The sequence below is a fragment of the Pseudoalteromonas undina genome (assembly GCF_000238275.3).
Lineage (GTDB): Bacteria > Pseudomonadota > Gammaproteobacteria > Enterobacterales > Alteromonadaceae > Pseudoalteromonas > Pseudoalteromonas undina.
Map to the genome: position 1 here is coordinate 229772 of NZ_AHCF03000002.1, position 17693 is coordinate 247464.

Here is a 17693-nt window from a genome sequence, read left to right on the forward strand (position 1 = left end):
ATGAGTACAGAACTACTGATCAATGTCACGCCAAGTGAAAGTCGCGTTGCCCTAATCGAAAACGGTGTATTACAAGAAATTCAGCTAGAGCGTATTGGTAATTTAGGCATAGTAGGCAATATTTACTTAGGTAAAATAAGTCGCGTGCTACCTGGAATGCAAGCCGCTTTTGTTGATATAGGCTTAGAGAAAGCCGCCTTTTTGCACGCTTCAGATATCGTCAATAGTGCTTCTATTGTTGAAGGTGTTGACGACGAGCCAATTAAAAAAGTCCAAGATATTCGTGAGCTTGTTCGCCAAGGTCAGTACATTATGGTGCAAGTGGTTAAAGATCCATTGGGTAGTAAAGGTGCTCGCTTAACCACTGATATTACTATACCGTCACGCTATTTAGTATTTATGCCAGATGCGACGCATGTTGGTGTGAGTCAACGTATCGAAACGGAAGAGGAACGCGCTAGGCTTAAAAAAATTGTTGCTGAATATGGTGATGAAAACGGTAGCTTTATTGTTAGAACTGCCGCAGAAGGCGCAAGTGAAGTAGAGCTTCGTCACGATGCTGCATTTTTAAAAAAGCTGTGGGATAAAATAGTTTCTAAGCGCCGTAAAACCAGCAAAGCGAGTATTCTGCATGAAGATCTTACGCTGGCTTTTAGAACATTACGTGATTACGTGGGCGAAGATATGGAGCGCATTCGTGTTGACTCTAAGCTTACCTATCAAGAGCTTAAGCTGTTTACTGAAGAATTTGTGCCGTTATTATCACAAGTACTTGAGTATTATCCGGGCGAGCGCCCCATTTTTGATTTATTTGATGTAGAAAGTGAAATTCAAAAGGCGTTGCACCGTAAGGTGACTTTAAAGTCTGGCGGGTATCTGATCATAGATCAAACCGAAGCAATGACCACAGTTGATGTTAATACCGGTGCATTTGTTGGTCACCGTAACCTTGAAGAAACTATTTTTAATACCAATGTTGAAGCAACCTCTGCTATTGCCCGTCAACTAAGGCTGCGCAATTTGGGCGGTATTATTATTATCGACTTTATTGATATGGTGAGCGATGAGCACAAACGCCGGGTAATGCACTCATTAGAGTCGGCGCTCGCTAAAGATCGTGCTAAAGCCAATATTAATGGTTTATCGGCATTGGGGCTGGTTGAAATGACCCGCAAGCGAACTCGCGAAAGTTTAGAGCATATACTGTGTGATGTATGTCCTGCATGTTCAGGGCGAGGCTCTCAAAAAACGGTTGAGACCGTATGCTATGAAATCCTTCGTGAGATAGTACGTGTTAACCGCGCTTATGCAGCTGATAAGTTTGTAGTTTATGCATCTCCTGCAGTATGTGAAGCGCTATTAAATGACGAATATCATAACCTTGCAGAGTTAGAGTTATTTATTGGTAAGCAAGTTAATATTCAAACAGAGAGCTTATACAGCCAAGAGCAGTTTGATGTGGTAATGATGTAATGAAATTTAAAGCGGCCTGTTTCTTTTGTGTGCGCAAATTATGGCAAATAAGTGCTGTAATTTTGGTGCTACTGGCCGTCATTGTTTCTATTTTAAAATACACCTTACCCTACGCAAATGACTATAAAGGCGAGATAGAAAATTATCTTGATAGCAAGTTTGATATTAGCCTATCGATAGGCGCTATATCGGCAAGTTGGCAAGGTAATGGCCCTGCCTTAGTGCTCGAAGAATTATCATTTAAAGACAACCAAACCGCCCCTATTTCTTTAACTATTGCGAAAACCAGTTTAGAGCTAAACCTTTGGGAAAGCCTAAAGTCCCTTCAACTTAAGTCGAATTACTTTGTGATCAATGGTTTTCATACCAAGGTTAATGTCGCGAATTTATTTGTAGGCAACCAAGACGATGTATCATTTGAACAAAAAGAGTTAATAGAAGGGTTGTTTTTAGGTGAAACAGGTCATTTTGCAATAGAAAACTCCAGTATCAACTTTGTATTAGAAGATAACAAAGAACGTAAACTGTTATTAGAAAACATTGTATGGCAAAACCAAGATAAACAACACCTTGGTAGCGGTAGTCTAGCATTACCGGGTATTTCGGTAGGGAATTTTGATGCGCGCATTGCGCTTAAGGGGGAAACCTTAGAGCAAATGGTGGGTGATTTGTATGTGCAGGCTAATCAGGTTGATGTGTCAAATTGGTTAGCGCAATACATTAATACTCAAAAGCAGCATCTACATAGCGATTTAAACTTACAAGCTTGGCTTAGATTAGAGCAAGGCCTAGTGAGTGACGTAAAAGTTCAGTGGTTACCGAGCGCGGTAAATTGGCAGCTCAATGAGCAAACACAAAATGTAAGCCTAAGTGAAGGGGGATTTCATTTATACCCTGAGCAAAATAGCTGGCGATTAAAAAGCACGGGCTTAGCATTTAGTACGGGTGAAACCACTTGGCCAAGCCTTGAATTTGAAGCCTTATTGGGTAAGAAAAATAAAGTATGGCTACAGCAACTTGATTTAGCGCTATTGAGTGATTTAGCTGAGTTGACTAATTTTACCGATTTAGCCCCTTTTTTAGCACGCCAACCTAGCGGACAAATAAAGGCTGCGTACTTTGAGTTTGCCGATACAAAGCAATGGCAATTATGGTTTGATGCTGATGAAATTAGCTGGCAAGAAAAAAACGCCGTACCTTCCGCTCAATCTTTAAGAGTTAATGGGCTGGTTAATCAACAGTATGGTCGCATTGCGATTTTTGGTGAGAACAGCCATTTAATTACAGGCGCTAGCTTTAGTAATAATATTGATTATAACCAATTAAATATTGAGCTAGATTTAGCAAAGCGCTCAGGCGATTGGTACATCAGCAGTAATAATCTTTGGCTTGATAACAATGAGGTGACTTTAAGCGCACAAATTCAGCTGAGTTTGGGTGATACGCCACGCTTAGATTTATATGCTGAAGCGTTTGCACCAGATGCCAGTATTGCAGGTCACTATTTTCCTTTAACGTTAATGAGTCCTGACTTAGTTAGTTATTTAAATGGCGCAATAAAAGCAGGCGAAGTATCAAATACTCAGGTGTTATTTTCTGGCCCACTATCAGGCTTTCCATTTGACGATGGTTCAGGGCAGTTTGATGTAATAGCACAAATAGATAATGCCACCTACCAATTCGATCCCGATTGGCCAGCAGTTACTAATGCCAATGTAAAACTGCATTTTGCTAATGAGCGAATGGATATATATAGTCAGCAAGGTCAACTGGTAAACCTTGACGTTGGCAGTAGTGTCCATGTAAGTATTGATGACTTAATGGGTGATGCGCCGTTGGTGGTTAATATTGATAAGCAAGCTGAGCTTGAAAAAATGCACGATTTTTTTGCCGCTACGCCTTTAGCAAATCCATTAGCTGATATTTTTAATGTTGTGCAAGGGCAAGGGCAGGGGCTGGCAAGTGCAAATATTGAATTGCTAATAGGTTCACAATTTGAGGGGGGAGCCAGTGTCAGTGGTAAGGTTAATTTACTCGACTCACCTCTCTACATTTCTGCGCCTGGTATTTCTCTTGAGCATTTAAAGGGTGAACTTAGCTTTAATAATCAACAAATAAACCTTACAAATGCAACGGCTACATGGCTTGGTATGCCACTAACTATTAACTACAATAGTGACGCAAACGAAGAGGATTATCGCGCTAATATAAATATAAATGCTCAGCTTGATGCACAAACACTCATAAACCATGGTCAAGGCATTTTAGATGGTTACTTAAGTGGGCAAAGTGATGTTGATATTGCTTTGGAGCTTAATTTTACCGAGCAAGGGTTTAACTATCGTGCCCAAGTTGAATCGCCACTTATTGGCTTAAGTAGTTCTTTACCTGGAGCATATACAAAAAACAGTGAGCAAGCTTGGCCACTGAGTGCGGTTATTCAAGGTGATGATATTTCTAATTTGATCACCGCAAACGTTGACCAGCTAGTGTATTTCAATGCCATTCTAGACAATGCTAAATCACAGTTTAACAACGCCCACTTTATAATTGGCAACAAAGATTTAGGGCTTAACGCGCAAGATTTAGCGGTAAGTATTAACTTAGCGCAAAGTGAGTTATTACCTTGGATTGATTTAATTGATCAAATTATTAATGCAGCTAAAGCGCAGCCAGAGAGTGCATCGCCAGGTATTATGCCGCCTTTGTATGAGGTTGTTGCGAATATTAACTCTTTTAATGTGAGTGGCATGCAGTTTAATGATTTTGATATGCGTTTATCGCCCTTAAATAATAACTTGCAATTAAGGCTCAATGCTAAAGAATTACGAGCAGAAGTGTTCATTCCCAGCGAGCAATCAAGTCAGCCGATTCGAATAAACAGTGACTATTTAAGGCTTAATTTTTTAGAGGCCGAAACAGAGCAACCAAGCGAAAAATCATCTCCTGAACAACTTGCATGGCTTACAAATTTGCCTGCTATTGAGTTTGAATGTGCCGATTGTAAGATCAGCCATTATCAGCTAGATAAAGTCAGCGCCTCATTATTAGGTGATGGTAAAAAACTGCTTATTTCTGAGCTAGTAGTTGATAAGGGCGATCATATATTACGTACTAAAGGGCAGTGGCAAAATGGCCTAACAGCAATGAGCGGCGAACTTAAAAGTGATGATATTGGCGCCTTATTTAATGAATTTGATATTACCACCACTATTAAAGACTCAAACGCCAATCTAAATTATCAATTAAATTGGCAAGCGGCACCTTATAACTTAGATATTGCTAGTTTAGACGGTGAAATTAGTTGGGATCTAGGCGAAGGCCACTTAACTGAGGTGAGTGATGGGGGCGCACGGGTATTTTCATTACTAAGCCTTGATTCATTAGTGCGTAAGTTAAAGCTTGATTTTAGAGATGTATTTTCTAAAGGTTTTTTCTATAACAGTATGAAAGGCACGATGCAGATAGATAAAGGCATTGCCTATACCCAAGATACTAAAATGGATGGGGTGCCTGCCGATCTCTCTATTAAAGGGTATGCAAATTTAAATACTCTCGAAATTGACTACGACTTAGCAGTAGCACCGCAAGTAACCTCGAGTATTCCGGTGATTGTAGCTTGGATGGTGAATCCCGTAACGGGGCTTGCAGCCTTAGCAATTGATAAAGTGATTCACTCTGCGCGAGTGATCTCAGAGATCAACTTTAAAGTGACGGGCAAAATGAACGATCCTCAGGTACAAGAGTTAGATCGTAAGAGCCGAGAGGTGACTTTACCGCAAGCAGCACAAAATCAGCCGCAAGCATCTTCAGAGTTAAAGCTTAAAGATGCTGAGGTGAGCGCAGCGCAATGAGTAAATCACTTATAAGTACAACACCTGCGATTATTGCATTACAAATGTGCTCAGGCTTAAATCCTGATGATAACATTGCCACCTTAAAGCAAGCCTTAGCTGAATTACCAAGCCGGCGACCTTTGTTAGTATGTTTACCAGAAGCGTTTTTAGTGTTTAGTAAACACGCTGGTGATACGTTGTTAGTGTCTCAGCGTATTGAACAATATAAACAGCAACTCAGTGAATTGTGCCGTAAACACAATATTTGGTTAAATGCTGGCACCATGCCAGAGCCCTATAACCAACATAAATATTACGCTGCCTCACACTTGTTTAATAACCAAGGCGATATTGTTGCAAGCTATAACAAAATACATTTATTTGATGTTGAGGTAGATGACCAGACCGGCAGTTACCGAGAGTCTGACTTTACTCAAGCGGGCGATGAGATTGTGGTTGTTGATTCTCCCTTTGGTAAAATTGGTTTAACAGTGTGTTATGATTTGCGCTTTGCTGGTTTATTTAATGCTTTAGTTCGCAAAGGCGCAGAAATTATATTAATACCCAGTGCGTTTACTGTGCCTACAGGTAAAGCGCATTGGCAGCCGCTACTTGCAGCACGTGCCATAGAAACTCAGTGTTATGTTATTGCTGCAGCGCAATATGGAACACATGAAAACGGTAGACAAACTTATGGCCACAGCCTGATGTTATCGCCTTGGGGTGAAACATTAAGTGAAAAACCAACAGGGCTTGGTTTTATTAGTTGCACCTTAGATTTAAACCAGTTACACAAAATTAGACGAGATATGCCGCTGCAATCTCACCAACGATTTAGAGAGCCATTATTATGAATTCGGTTGAACAGCATTTATTACACGACAGCCAGCTAAATCGAGAAGAACTCGAAAAAACATTAGCTTATATTCACCAGCACAAAGTTGATTATGCCGATCTTTATTTTCAATCGAGTCATCATGAGTCTTGGGTATTAGAAGACGGCCTTGTTAAAGAAGGGTCTTATAACGTTGAGCGCGGTGTTGGCGTACGGGCTGTTAGTGGTGAAAAAACCGGTTTTTCGTATTCAGATGCAATCAATCTTGAGGCGTTAAACAAAGCAGCCACGGCTGCACGTAGTATTGCCGATGCTGGTGAAGATAAAGCGGTTAAAGTATTTAGTGATGTGGCTGCAAAACAGCAGTTTTCACCGCATCAACCAATTTCTAGCATGAGCGATACCGATAAAGTTAATTTGTTACGTGAGCTTGAAAATTATATCCGCGAATTAGCCCCAGATGCTGAGCAAGTTATTAGCTCGATGTCTGCGGTATACGAAGAAGTATTAATTGCAGCCAGTGATGGCACCTTTGCTACCGATATTCGCCCACTGATCCGTTTAAACTGCTCTGTATTGCTAGAGAAGAGTGGTCGTCGTGAACGTGGCGGTGCTGGTGGCGGTGCGCGCCTAGATTACGGTTACTTTAAAGAGTTGGTTGATGGTAAACCGCGTTGGATGGGCTTTGCAGAAGAAGCCGTACGTCAAGCTAAAGTAAACCTAGAAGCTATTGATGCCCCAGCCGGTACTATGGAAGTGGTATTAGGTAATGGCTGGCCAGGCGTGTTGTTACACGAAGCGGTAGGCCATGGCCTCGAGGGTGACTTTAACCGTAAAGGCGCGTCTGCGTTTAGCGGTAAAGTAGGTCAAAAAGTCGCATCAGAGCTATGTACTGTGGTTGATGATGGTACTATGGCTGATCGTCGTGGTTCACTTAATGTGGATGACGAAGGCACGCCTGCAGCCTATAACGTACTTATCGAAAACGGTATTTTAAAAGGCTATATGCAAGATAAAATGAACGCGCGTTTGATGGGGGTAAACCCAACAGGTAACGCACGTCGTGAGTCATACGCGCATTTACCAATGCCACGTATGACCAACACTTACATGTTAGGCGGAGAGCACAGCCAAGCTGATATTATCAGCACGGTTAAAAAAGGCGTGTTTGCCCCTAATTTTGGTGGCGGCCAAGTGGATATCACCTCAGGTAAGTTTGTGTTTAGTGCCTCAGAAGCTTACTTAATTGAAAATGGTAAAATTACTCAGCCAATTAAAGGGGCAACATTAATTGGTAATGGCCCTGAGGTTATGCAACAAATCTCTATGGTAGGTAATGATTTAGCGCTTGATAAAGGCGTAGGTGTTTGTGGTAAAGATGGTCAAAGTGTACCAGTAGGTGTTGGCCAACCAAGTTTGAAAATTGATCAGTTAACAGTGGGTGGCACGGCTTAATTTTATTACTGCCAAATACTACAAATAAAACCTTGGAAGTGCATGCTTTCAAGGTTTTATTTTGTCGGCTGTTTATTTAAATTTGCTGCTGAAAAAAATCCATAAATGCGACAACTTGTCGTGGCTGAAATTGCCTTGATGGGTAAAGAAACTGTAAGCCAATCTGTTGTTTATCTTTATTACTAAAACCGAGAATATAGTCATCAAGTAGTGTCACTAAATGACCCTTTGTCAGATCATCGCTAATATCTACCATTGATTTTAGAGCAATCCCGGCACCATCAATTGCCCATTGTCTGATCACTGCACCATCACTGCTACTCATAGCCACAGGGACGCGAATTATTTGATTTTTAAAATGCCAATCATTCATCGATTGACCAAATCGCTCCATTACTAGGCAGCGATGATTTAATAAATCGCTTGGCTGCAAAGGTTGGCCATGTATTTTTAAATATTCAGCTGAAGCACATAACACACGTTGATTGGCCTTGATCATTCGGCTAATCAAATTGCTATCGGGTAAGTTTCCAAAGCGAATAGCAATATCAATGCCTTCTTCAACTAAATTGACTAAGCCATCGGTTAAATGCAGGTGTGGTTTAACTTGTGGGTTTTGTGCTACAAATTTAGCTATTGCAGGGGCAACAAACTGTTTACCAAAGTCAGAGGGTGCGGTTATTTTGAGACTACCCGAAAGGGTGTTTTTACTAAGCTGAATACTTTGCTCTGTGGCATCAATTTCAGCAATTACTCTTAAACAGCCTTGATAAAATTGCTCTCCAGCCTCGGTCAATTTAATACTGCGAGTATTACGTATTAAGAGTCGGGTTTGATAGTGATTTTCAAGCTGGTTGATACGTGCCGTCATACTCGCAGGCGATAAACCAATTTTTCGCCCAGCTGCAGCAAGCCCGCCAGAGCGCACCACATGAACAAAAAGCTGCATATCATCAATCTTAGCCATCGTTCCTCACTCTTTATAATTCAGTATTAATGAATAGTGTTTTTGATATTAACTCAATTATCAAATTTAAGTAAATAGTTAAACTGGTTGTACTCATTATCAACAGAGAAAGTTTATGCGTTTAGATCATGTATTAATTTCTAGTTGTGATTACCAGGCGATGCGACAGTTCTTTATAAATTCAGTTGGGCTAGTTGAAGGGTATCGTCCGCCTTTCCCTTTCGAGGGGGCATGGTTATACGGCAGTGATAATGTTGCTTTGATTCATTTGGTTAATGCCACGGGTAATAAAGCGCAACAGGGTTACTTATCAGCATTAAACAGCAAAACCCAAGGCCGAGGAGTGGTAGATCACATTGCCATTCGTAGCATAGGTTATCAAGGATTGAAAAGTCGCTTAGCGCAAACAGGTATAAGCTACTTTGAGCGAACCGTGCCAGAGCTATTAGAGCAGCAAGTCTTTATACCGGGACCAGAAGAGATAAAGGTCGAAATGCTATTTAGTAGTGATGAAATTTAATTTAAATCCAGATAAACATTATTTATAAGAGAGTTAGTTATGTCTATAGAATCCTTATTTGAAGTTAAAACCCTCGGTGGCATGGTCACTCAAAATAGAATTGTGATGGCACCTATGACCCGTTCGCGAACTGCGCAACCGGGCGATATTCCTACTGAACTGATGGCCACTTATTATGCGCAGCGTGCTACTGCAGGACTGATTATTTCTGAAGCAACACAAATTTCTGCTCAGGGCAAAGGTTACTCATTTACGCCAGGTATTTACACGCAAGAACAAATCGAAGGTTGGAAGCAAGTAACACAAGCTGTGCATAAAGAAGGCGGTAAAATATTTTTACAACTTTGGCACGTTGGTAGAATGTCGCACTCTTCATTTCATCATGATGGAACGCCAGTTGCCCCATCTGCACTTGCTCCAGATGCACAAGTTTGGGTGGTGGGCGATGATGGAGAAGGACGGATGCTTGACTGCCCAACCCCACGAGCACTAAGTGTTAAAGAAATTAAAGAAATAGTAAATGATTATAAGCAAGCGGCAATTAACGCGATTGAGGCTGGTTTCGATGGCGTTGAAATACATGGAGGTAACGGGTATTTAATTGATCAGTTTTTAAGACGTTCAGCGAATAAGCGCACAGATGAATATGGCGGTAGCCAAGAAAACCGTATTCGTTTTGCCTGTGAAATTATTGGCGCAATTAGTAATGCCATTGGAGCTCATAAAGTGGGTATTAGATTAGCGCCTTTTATCACTCAGCGTGGTATGGGTGATAGTGAAGCAATTGACACTATTTTATTGGCAGCAAAGCAATTTGAGCAAATTGGTATTGCGTATATTCATCTTGCCGAAGCGGACTGGGACGATGCACCTACCGTAACACCAGAGTTTAGAGTCGCACTTCGTCAGTATTTTAGTGGCGCGATTATTGTTGCCGGTAATTATACCGAGCATTCAGGTGCGCAGCTTATTGAACAAGGTCTTGTTGATTACATTGCATTCGGTCGTCGTTTTATTGCCAACCCAGACTTACCGTATCGTATTCAAGAGCAACTGCCACTAAACACGATTACCGATGGGAGTACATTGTTTGGCGGTACAGCCAAAGGTTATACCGATTACCCAGCGTATCAAAAGTAACTTTTTTTAACTGAAAATATAAGGGCTAAAAATGGTTAATTTTTCAAACTCAGTCGTTACTTTACTGATCAGCGGGCTGTTTAGTAGTGCCAGTTTTGCGGCTGAATTTAGTTTATCGAGCCCTGATTTACAGCCAGGGCAGGCAATAAAGAGTGAGCAATATTGGAATAGCTTTGGTTGTCAGGGGAGTAATGTTAGGCCACAACTTAAATGGCAAAATGCGCCTAAGAAAGCCAAAAGCTTTGCCGTGACAGTGTATGACAATGACGCACCAACTGGCAGTGGTTTTTGGCACTGGGTAGTACATGATATTCCTCTTACTAGTAACTCACTATCTTCAACGACTTTGCCCAAAGGAGCCATTGAAGGTAATACAGATATGGGGAAGCCCGGATACCTTGGGCCATGTCCACCAGAAGGACGCAAGCATAGCTACACCTATAAAGTGTATGCATTGGATGTAGAAAAATTAGCTGTTCCACAAGGGGCAACAAGTGCACTTACAGGGTTTTTCTTACACCAACACTCTTTGCAAACAGCCGAGATCACAGTAACGGCAGGACCGCGTTAATTAGCTTAGGAGATAAAAATGAAGGCTTTACCTTTACTCATTCTTTTAATGGCACTGTGCAGCAGTAAGCTATTAAATGCAGCCCCACTACCTGAGAAATCAGGTTATTGGCCTGATGATGCACAATTAGTGATTTCTATTTCAATGCAATTTGAAGCAACAGCACAAGATAGCTCTGATGCAGGGCCGTTTCCTCAAATAGAGCAGGGTTATCACGATACTATTTCGCCTACTTGGTATCAGTATGGGATGAATGAAGGGATCCCGCGATTACTTGATCTATGGGATAAACATAATATTAAAGTTACCTCTCATATGGTGGGCAGGGCTGTGGAATTAAATCCAGCACTTGCTAAAGAAGTGGTTTCGCGAGGGCATGAAGCATCGGGTCACGGCCAAACATGGACACCACAATATTCGATGAGTGTTGAACAAGAGCGCGCTTCATATATTAAAAGTGCAGATATTATCGAAAAAGTGACAGGCATGCGGCCGGTTGGCTTTAATGCATTTTGGATGAGACACTCAAAAAATACACTTACGCTTTTGCAAGAGCTGGGGTTTATTTATCATATTGATGATCTATCGCGTGATGAGCCTTCTTTTACACCAGTAAATAATAAGCCTTTTGTGGTTGTACCTTATACTTTTCGTAATAACGACATTGTGCGCTATTCAGGAAGCACTGCAATGGCGGCCCAAGCCTACTTACAAGAGTTAAAAGATGAGTTTGACATGTTATACGCTGAAGGAAAACACAGAAGACGAATGATGTCGATTAGTGCTCATGACCGTATTGCAGGAACGCCTGCACGGGTAAAAGCGCTTGATGATTTTATCCAATATGCAAAACAGCATACTGGTGTTAAGTTCATGCGAAAAGATAACATAGCCCGTTGGATAATGAAGCAAAATAATGTGCCTACTAATCCGGCTCAGACGGCTAGATAAAGGAAACATCTATGAGGCAGCTTTTTAATACCATAAGTATGCCTCGTGTGATTTTTAGAGGTGAAGGAGTTAAGTTGTTGTCGTAAATTTTAAACTTCAACGGAATTAGAATAGCTTGTTACATTTTTACTATTCACTTTAAACGAATATCTCTTAAAATAGGTACTTGAATAGTCTATAACACTTTAGGAAATAGCATGTTTAGCCGATGTATGTTCATTTTATTTGTACTATCTCTATCAGGATGCTCTTCTTTGTCTCAGGATGAATGTATACAGGCCAATTGGACAAACCTAGGCTTTAGTCATGGCGAGCAAGGGTATACATTTGAACATGGCAGAGAAATTATATCCGCTTGTAGTGAGTTTGGTATCACTGCAAAATTAGATGATTATAAGGTTGGTTACAAGCAGGGGCTCGCAGCCTTTTGTGAGCCTGAAAATGGCTTTACCCTGGGCTTACGAGGGGATGCGTATAACGGGATTTGTAATGACACACAGTTTAGAAAAGCATGGCAAGAGGGTAACGAGCGTTATCAATTTGAAGCAAGGAAAGCTGAGATAGATGATCGACTTAATAATATTAATTGGCGGTTGCAATCTATTAGTAATGAATTAGCGAGTGATAAACCGTCAAGCAGCCAAAGTAAAGAGTTACGCCGAGAAAGAGAACTGTTAGAGAGAGAGCGTCGTGATTTAAGAAAAGAAAAAGCACTTTTACCATTACTCAACAAGTTTCCTTCATGGCATTTTGAGTATGAACTATAGTTTATAACATATCCTTTTACGGTGATTAATATGAAAGTAATATCAATTTTAATAACATTTCTGATTCTCAGTGGGTGTGCGTCAAAAGAAATGCCAGACGGTTATGGAAATGAAGTATTTGCGGAGCATGAGTGCTTAGGTGGCGAAGTTGAAACAGACTATAGCTATACAATCTTTAGTTCTGACGAAGATGAAAGCAATAAGAGTACGGTGAAGTCGACTTGTCATCCAGTGAAAACGCAGTCTGAACTTGAGCGAGATATAAGGACGGGTGGTTGATAGAAAAAATAAAAAACCCACTTTAAAAGTGGGTTTTTATTTTAAGAATTAAAGCTCAAAGGGAGCAACACCAACAGCTTGCATTTGATAACCCACTTGGGCTATTTCGCCAGGCCAAGTTTGCGTTTTAATAACGCCCGTTACAACAATCGCATCATATAAGCTATCGATAGGCACACCGCCTTTAATAGTTACATGAACCAGCTGGTTTGGCGGTGGGGGTGGCACATGAATACAGGCACCAAAGTAAGGGACTAATAAAAACTCGGTAATAAGTTCGCTGTCACCTTCAAGTGGCACAACAAACCCAGGTAAGCTAACAGACTGCCCATCAAGTGCTTTAACAACCGGCGCGTCCAAATCAGGTTGCACCCAGTTTTGCTCACTGCCTTCGTGATTAGCTTGTGCTTGGGTATCTATTTGCACATGCCCTTGTGGGATCAAGTCTTCCCAAAAAATTTCCTTCGGGGGACTTGCAATGCTAGCAAAGCTAATTAGCACTGCACTTAATAGCATTAAAGAGTGTGTAGTTACTTTAAACAACGTCATGATCATCCTAAAGTTTATATTTTTATACTCATACCATCACTAAGAGAATAAAAGTAAGCGCGTGTAGCGGGGATCAAGCCAATAATGAATCCCGCAGCCATAATAACGCCAATCAAAGTGAGTTCATAGTCAGAGAGCATACTGATATTAATGCTCACTCCTGCTTGGCTTTGTAAGTAACCCGCGGTTGTGCCCATAAGCGCATAAAATAGAGTACAGCCTACTAAGCAACCTAAAAAGGTAGTGAGCAGTGATTCTATACTGATCAGTGAAAATAATTGCCAAGGGCGGGCGCCCACAGAACGTAATATTGCCAGTTCTCTGCGGCGTTGGTTAAGGTTAGCCAGCAGTGTGGTTAACATGCCGAGCAAGCTAATAATGACCACCACAAATGAAAATAGCAATAGGATCTTTTCTATTATTGCCAGCATTTCCCAAAGCTCTTTTAGTGTGACTGTAGGCATAATCGCTAATAAAGGCTCTGGCTTAAATTGGTTTATGTTACGCCTAATTTGTAGCGTATAAAGCGGTGAGTCGAAGCCCATTAAAAAGGCGGTAATTTGTTTTGGATGGCCAACTAGTGCGTGACTCGAGTGGTCATGATGATCGTCATGATCATGATGGCCGCCACCATGAATCAATTCAATTGCCGCCAGCGGCACATGCAATGTTTTATCAACAGGGGTGCCAGTAGGCTTTAAAATACCAACAACTTTGAAGGGGTTATCGTCATGATGATGAAAGCTAGTATTGCCCATACCATGAGAAATCACAATTTCATCACCAATTTTATAGGCCAGTTTACTTGCAACCTCACTTCCTATAACAACTTCATTGATGCTAGAAAAAGCCTGTCCTTGTTCAAATGCTAAGGACTGTTTTTTAGCAAATCGATAGTGCTTAAAATAATCGAGTGTGGTGCCTAAAACTGCTTGGCCCTTATGGCTATCACCAAGGCTGATAGGAATGCTCCATTTAACCCCGCGTTGTTTTGTTATGTATTGATAGCTTTGCCAGCTCACCCCATTATTAGTGTGGCCAATTCTAAACACCGAGGAGAGTAGTAATTGAATATCGCCAGTACGTGCGCCAACAATTAAATCGGTACCCGAAATGGTATTACTAAAACTACTTTTAGCATCTATGCGAACGCGCTCAATACTGAGTAATAACATGACGCTAATCGCAATAGTGAGCAATGTCAGTAATACACTGGCACGTCTATTTAGCAAACTTTTATAGGCAAGTTTAAATAAAATCATACATCACCTTGTAAATTTACTAAGTCGATTGTGCGGCTAAAGAGTGGCTTTAATGTTTCATCGTGACTGACAAAAACAAGCGTGCTGTTACTTTTTTTTGCTTGTTCAAATAACAGCTTAATAAAGCTTTCACGATTTTGCGTATCAAGTGCTGAAGTAGGCTCATCGGCAATGATAAGTTCGGGACTGCCTATAAATGCGCGTGCTGCGGCAACTCGCTGTTGCTGCCCAATACTTAAAGTGGCAACATTTTGATTATGAAAGTGCGGCTCCAACCCAAGTGCGTTGAGAAGTCGGGCAGCTTCTTTGGTTAAACTCTCAATTTGGTTGAGCACGTGTTGCTGACGCTTTTTCGAAAATTGGCACCCTAAACATACATTTTCTAATGGGGTTAAATAAGGTAGTAAATTAAAGTTTTGGAAAATATAGCCAATATGATCCGCTCTAAATGCATCGCGCTGTGCATTGGTAAGCGCACTTAGATTTTGGTTCAAAACACAAAGTTGGCCGCTAGTGGTTACATTAATGCCTGCTAGTAGTGCCAGTAAGGTAGATTTACCACTGCCGCTTGGCCCATGTAAAAAAACATGTTCACCTTCATCAATGGCGAGTTGCTCAATAGTGAGAGTGGGGCTGGCTGCTTTTTTATGCCATTTAAAAGATACATTCTCAAGGTTGATCATAACGTCTTACCAACTCCAATAGTTAAGTCTTTTGCGCATTTTAAATTGTCTAATAAGATTAAGTGGTTTAGCTTTGAGCTTTTCATCACTATGCAACAGTTCATTGGTTGCGCAAAGTACTCGTTGGCTTGACTTGCCATCTGTGTATGGGTGTAATTCTTGGCAAAAGGCTTCAATATTATCCACCAGTTCTTTTGGGTAAGTTAGTGCATAGTCTATTGCGGCTTCAACGTTATTTTTATCTGTAATATCAAGTAAGTGTTTTTCAGGTGCTTTATTACAAAACGTTACAACCGGTTTTCGTTGTACTAAAAACATCAGTAGTATGGATGAAGTATCGCACAGCATTACATCAGCAGATTGTAATAAAGGAATAACATTGTCTGTTTCAACAAAGGTTAGATTATCATTACTTAACGCTTGATATTTATTAACCCACTCTTGCGGCATTTTCGGATGAAACTGAACTAATAGTCGCCATTTACCGCTTTCACTAAAGTGTTTTATTTGATCATAAAGTTTAGGTGCAAGAGATAAGCGTTTTGAAAATGTAGAGCAGATCAATACCGTTGGGCGAGAGTCTGTTTCATCAATATGGCTAGGCTTTGAGTTACCGTTAAAGAATTGATCTAGGGGAGGCCAACCTGTTTCTACTACCTTAAAATAGCCCAGTTTTTTTTGTAACGCCGTAAACGGAGCCGTCGTATTTGGGCCTTGTGTACAATATAAATCAAAACATCCCCGAACTTTAAAGTGATCGTTTTGGCCTTTTTTATTTAGTTTTCCTGCATCAAAGCCGTGAAAAACAGCTACTTTCTTTCCTGGGAAAAATGTAGGGATAGAGTTCGCTGGTGCAAAGGTTGCGTCAGGCGCCCATTGGTTTATCTCATGAATAGAATTTAGTGTTTTTTCATCACGTTTCAAAAAGTCAGGGTTAACATTATTACCCTCTAAGAACCATTTAACTTCCCCTCCTTGAGCTAATATTTCTGCTTGCAATGGCCTTAAAATAGCATAGGAATAATTTTGAGAAATATACATTAGATATTTCTTATTCTTAGTGGCAGTTAAATAGTTCAAGCTAGCTCCTTAGGGCAAGTAATCATGCAAGTTTACCCCAATGCGTCAGCTAGATAAATATTCTGAGATGATTTGTTTTTAGCCTAAGATTGAGCTTTGTGGTTGCCTAGATTATTATAGAGCGCCTAACCCCAATTCCATACTTTGCTCTTTGAGCATGCCAAACCCCGGAGATAGCATGACTAGCTATAAAGTTTTAGACGTAAACGATGACTTACCCATTCGTACTAAAGGTAAAGTACACAGTGGCAAAGTGCGTTCAGTTTATTGGTTAACTGATGCAGATAGCAAACGCTTAATAAATGAAAAAGGCTATAACGTTCCTGCCGATACTGAATTAGCCATTATGGTTATTTCAGACAGAATTTCTGCTTTTGATTGCATATGGCAAGGTGAAAATGGCCTAAATGGCGTTCCTGGTAAAGGGATTGCATTAAACTCAGTGGCTGCTCATTGGTTTAACATGTTTAATGAAGCCGGTTTGGCGGGTAATCATATTGTTGATATTCCTCATCCATACGTATGGATTGTTCGTAAAGCCAGTACAGTTAAAGTTGAAGCGATTGCTCGTCAATATATTACTGGTAGTATGTGGCGCGACTACGCCAAAGGCGAAAGACACTTTTGTGGTTTGCAACTTCCTGAAGGCTTAAAAGCGAATCAAAAGCTTGAGCACGTACTTATAACTCCCTCTACTAAAGGTATTATAGAAGGGGTTGCTGATATTCCTGCCGTTGATGATGTAAACATCACTCGTGAAAATATTACAAACAACTTAGATGTTTTCAATTTTAAATCGACTGACGATGTCACCAAATACGAAAAATTATTGGTAGAAGGATTCGAGTTAATCAGTAGTGAGTTAGCTAAGCTAGGGCAAATTTTCGTCGATACTAAATTTGAATTTGGTTACGTAGAAGATTTAAATGGTGTGCAGCAACTTATTTATATTGATGAAGTAGGGACACCAGATTCATCGCGTATTTGGGATGAAGCATCTTATAAGAATGGCAAAATTGTTGAAAACTCAAAGGAAGGCTTCCGTCAGCTGTTAATTAATAACGTACCAGAGAGTGATGTGTTATTAAATAAAGACCGTATGGCTGAGCGTGAGCAGCTAGCAAAAGATTATATTTTACCTGAGTCAGTAATGCTTGAAGTGTCTGACACTTATGTGGGTATCGCTAGCAAAATTATCGGTAAAGAGATCGTTATACCCAATGATCCGCGCCAAGAAGTGATTGCAATTTTAGATACTGACTACGGGTTAATCGTTAATTAGCGAAGTAAGTAGACAGCATAGCAATGCTCATTTTTACTAGTAA

General features: G+C 40.6%; 16 protein-coding genes. 11 read left to right on the forward strand and 5 right to left on the reverse strand.

The features are described 5' to 3' along the window. The 4 genes from rng to tldD are packed head-to-tail and all read left to right on the forward strand — an operon-like array spanning position 1 to position 7599. Positions 1–1473 (forward strand): ribonuclease G, encoded by a 1473-nt coding sequence (gene rng / locus PUND_RS01635; RefSeq protein WP_010390470.1) that lies wholly within the window; start codon positions 1–3, stop codon positions 1471–1473. After that, positions 1473–5327 carry a YhdP family protein gene (locus PUND_RS01640; RefSeq protein ID WP_010390471.1) on the forward strand — a complete coding sequence of 1285 codons (3855 nt, stop codon included), beginning with the start codon at positions 1473–1475 and terminating at the stop codon, positions 5325–5327. Before rng ends, PUND_RS01640 begins: the two co-directional genes overlap by 1 nt. Beyond that, positions 5324–6163: a carbon-nitrogen hydrolase family protein gene (locus tag PUND_RS01645; RefSeq protein WP_010390472.1), complete on the forward strand. Its 840-nt coding sequence runs from the start codon at positions 5324–5326 to the stop codon at positions 6161–6163. The genes PUND_RS01640 and PUND_RS01645 overlap by 4 nt, the downstream gene beginning before the upstream one ends. After that, positions 6160–7599, forward strand: a complete 1440-nt coding sequence (gene tldD, locus PUND_RS01650; RefSeq protein WP_010390473.1) for a metalloprotease TldD — start codon at positions 6160–6162, stop codon at positions 7597–7599. The genes PUND_RS01645 and tldD overlap by 4 nt, the downstream gene beginning before the upstream one ends. 76 nt (positions 7600–7675) lie before the next feature. Here the strand turns inward: tldD and PUND_RS01655 are convergent, their stop codons facing one another. After that, the gene (locus tag PUND_RS01655; protein WP_010390475.1) at positions 7676–8566 is read right to left on the reverse strand and encodes a LysR family transcriptional regulator; all 891 of its coding nucleotides are present in this window, start codon (positions 8564–8566) and stop codon (positions 7676–7678) included. 115 nt (positions 8567–8681) lie between these two features. On the opposite strand from PUND_RS01655, the gene PUND_RS01660 reads away from it, so the two are divergent. The 6 genes from PUND_RS01660 (at position 8682) to PUND_RS01685 (ending at position 12794) form a co-directional block, all read left to right on the forward strand. Next, complete coding sequence (locus PUND_RS01660) at positions 8682–9086, forward strand: VOC family protein (RefSeq protein WP_010390477.1); 405 nt, start codon at positions 8682–8684, stop codon at positions 9084–9086. A 39-nt stretch (positions 9087–9125) separates the two neighbouring features. Then, positions 9126–10226 (forward strand): alkene reductase, encoded by a 1101-nt coding sequence (locus PUND_RS01665; protein WP_010390478.1) that lies wholly within the window; start codon positions 9126–9128, stop codon positions 10224–10226. Between the two features lie 31 nt (positions 10227–10257). Further along, complete coding sequence (locus tag PUND_RS01670; protein ID WP_010390480.1) at positions 10258–10797, forward strand: YbhB/YbcL family Raf kinase inhibitor-like protein; 540 nt, start codon at positions 10258–10260, stop codon at positions 10795–10797. A 48-nt stretch (positions 10798–10845) separates the two neighbouring features. Next, entirely contained in the window at positions 10846–11748 is a 903-nt protein-coding gene (locus PUND_RS01675) for a polysaccharide deacetylase family protein (RefSeq protein ID WP_052024236.1), read from the forward strand. Between the two features lie 197 nt (positions 11749–11945). Next, positions 11946–12515: a DUF2799 domain-containing protein gene (locus PUND_RS01680; protein ID WP_084601858.1), complete on the forward strand. Its 570-nt coding sequence runs from the start codon at positions 11946–11948 to the stop codon at positions 12513–12515. 90 nt (positions 12516–12605) lie between these two features. Beyond that, positions 12606–12794, forward strand: a complete 189-nt coding sequence (locus tag PUND_RS01685) for a hypothetical protein (RefSeq protein ID WP_041709654.1) — start codon at positions 12606–12608, stop codon at positions 12792–12794. A gap of 48 nt (positions 12795–12842) precedes the next feature. Here PUND_RS01685 and PUND_RS01690 read toward each other — a convergent pair whose 3' ends face one another. From PUND_RS01690 to PUND_RS01705, 4 genes are read right to left on the reverse strand one after another with little or no spacing between them, the layout of a single operon-like run. Beyond that, complete coding sequence (locus PUND_RS01690) at positions 12843–13343, reverse strand: DUF3299 domain-containing protein (protein WP_010390488.1); 501 nt, start codon at positions 13341–13343, stop codon at positions 12843–12845. 14 nt (positions 13344–13357) lie between these two features. After that, positions 13358–14605, reverse strand: coding sequence for an ABC transporter permease (locus PUND_RS01695; protein ID WP_010390489.1), 1248 nt, complete (start codon positions 14603–14605; stop codon positions 13358–13360). Continuing rightward, a complete protein-coding gene (locus PUND_RS01700) occupies positions 14602–15288 on the reverse strand; it encodes an ABC transporter ATP-binding protein (protein WP_010390490.1) in 687 nt (228 codons plus the stop codon). Before PUND_RS01700 ends, PUND_RS01695 begins: the two co-directional genes overlap by 4 nt. Before the next feature lie 6 nt (positions 15289–15294). Next, positions 15295–16329 carry a CDP-glycerol--glycerophosphate glycerophosphotransferase gene (locus tag PUND_RS01705; RefSeq protein WP_010390491.1) on the reverse strand — a complete coding sequence of 345 codons (1035 nt, stop codon included), beginning with the start codon at positions 16327–16329 and terminating at the stop codon, positions 15295–15297. Positions 16330–16546: 217 nt separating this feature from the next. Between PUND_RS01705 and PUND_RS01710 the strand changes: the two genes are divergently transcribed. Further along, positions 16547–17650 (forward strand): phosphoribosylaminoimidazolesuccinocarboxamide synthase, encoded by a 1104-nt coding sequence (locus PUND_RS01710; RefSeq protein WP_010390493.1) that lies wholly within the window; start codon positions 16547–16549, stop codon positions 17648–17650. Positions 17651–17693 lie beyond the last annotated feature (43 nt).

What these genes read in the sequence shown, in the direction of transcription:
- rng (WP_010390470.1), top strand. Translation starts at nt 1, where the DNA reads ATGAGTACAGAACTACTGATCAATGTCACGCCAAGTGAAAGTCGCGTT.
- PUND_RS01640 (WP_010390471.1), top strand. Translation starts at nt 1,473, where the DNA reads ATGAAATTTAAAGCGGCCTGTTTCTTTTGTGTGCGCAAATTATGGCAA.
- PUND_RS01645 (WP_010390472.1), top strand. Translation starts at nt 5,324, where the DNA reads ATGAGTAAATCACTTATAAGTACAACACCTGCGATTATTGCATTACAA.
- tldD (WP_010390473.1), top strand. Translation starts at nt 6,160, where the DNA reads ATGAATTCGGTTGAACAGCATTTATTACACGACAGCCAGCTAAATCGA.
- PUND_RS01655 (WP_010390475.1), bottom strand. Translation starts at nt 8,566, where the DNA reads ATGGCTAAGATTGATGATATGCAGCTTTTTGTTCATGTGGTGCGCTCT.
- PUND_RS01660 (WP_010390477.1), top strand. Translation starts at nt 8,682, where the DNA reads ATGCGTTTAGATCATGTATTAATTTCTAGTTGTGATTACCAGGCGATG.
- PUND_RS01665 (WP_010390478.1), top strand. Translation starts at nt 9,126, where the DNA reads ATGTCTATAGAATCCTTATTTGAAGTTAAAACCCTCGGTGGCATGGTC.
- PUND_RS01670 (WP_010390480.1), top strand. Translation starts at nt 10,258, where the DNA reads ATGGTTAATTTTTCAAACTCAGTCGTTACTTTACTGATCAGCGGGCTG.
- PUND_RS01675 (WP_052024236.1), top strand. Translation starts at nt 10,846, where the DNA reads ATGGCACTGTGCAGCAGTAAGCTATTAAATGCAGCCCCACTACCTGAG.
- PUND_RS01680 (WP_084601858.1), top strand. Translation starts at nt 11,946, where the DNA reads ATGTTTAGCCGATGTATGTTCATTTTATTTGTACTATCTCTATCAGGA.
- PUND_RS01685 (WP_041709654.1), top strand. Translation starts at nt 12,606, where the DNA reads ATGCCAGACGGTTATGGAAATGAAGTATTTGCGGAGCATGAGTGCTTA.
- PUND_RS01690 (WP_010390488.1), bottom strand. Translation starts at nt 13,343, where the DNA reads ATGACGTTGTTTAAAGTAACTACACACTCTTTAATGCTATTAAGTGCA.
- PUND_RS01695 (WP_010390489.1), bottom strand. Translation starts at nt 14,605, where the DNA reads ATGATTTTATTTAAACTTGCCTATAAAAGTTTGCTAAATAGACGTGCC.
- PUND_RS01700 (WP_010390490.1), bottom strand. Translation starts at nt 15,288, where the DNA reads ATGATCAACCTTGAGAATGTATCTTTTAAATGGCATAAAAAAGCAGCC.
- PUND_RS01705 (WP_010390491.1), bottom strand. Translation starts at nt 16,329, where the DNA reads ATGTATATTTCTCAAAATTATTCCTATGCTATTTTAAGGCCATTGCAA.
- PUND_RS01710 (WP_010390493.1), top strand. Translation starts at nt 16,547, where the DNA reads ATGACTAGCTATAAAGTTTTAGACGTAAACGATGACTTACCCATTCGT.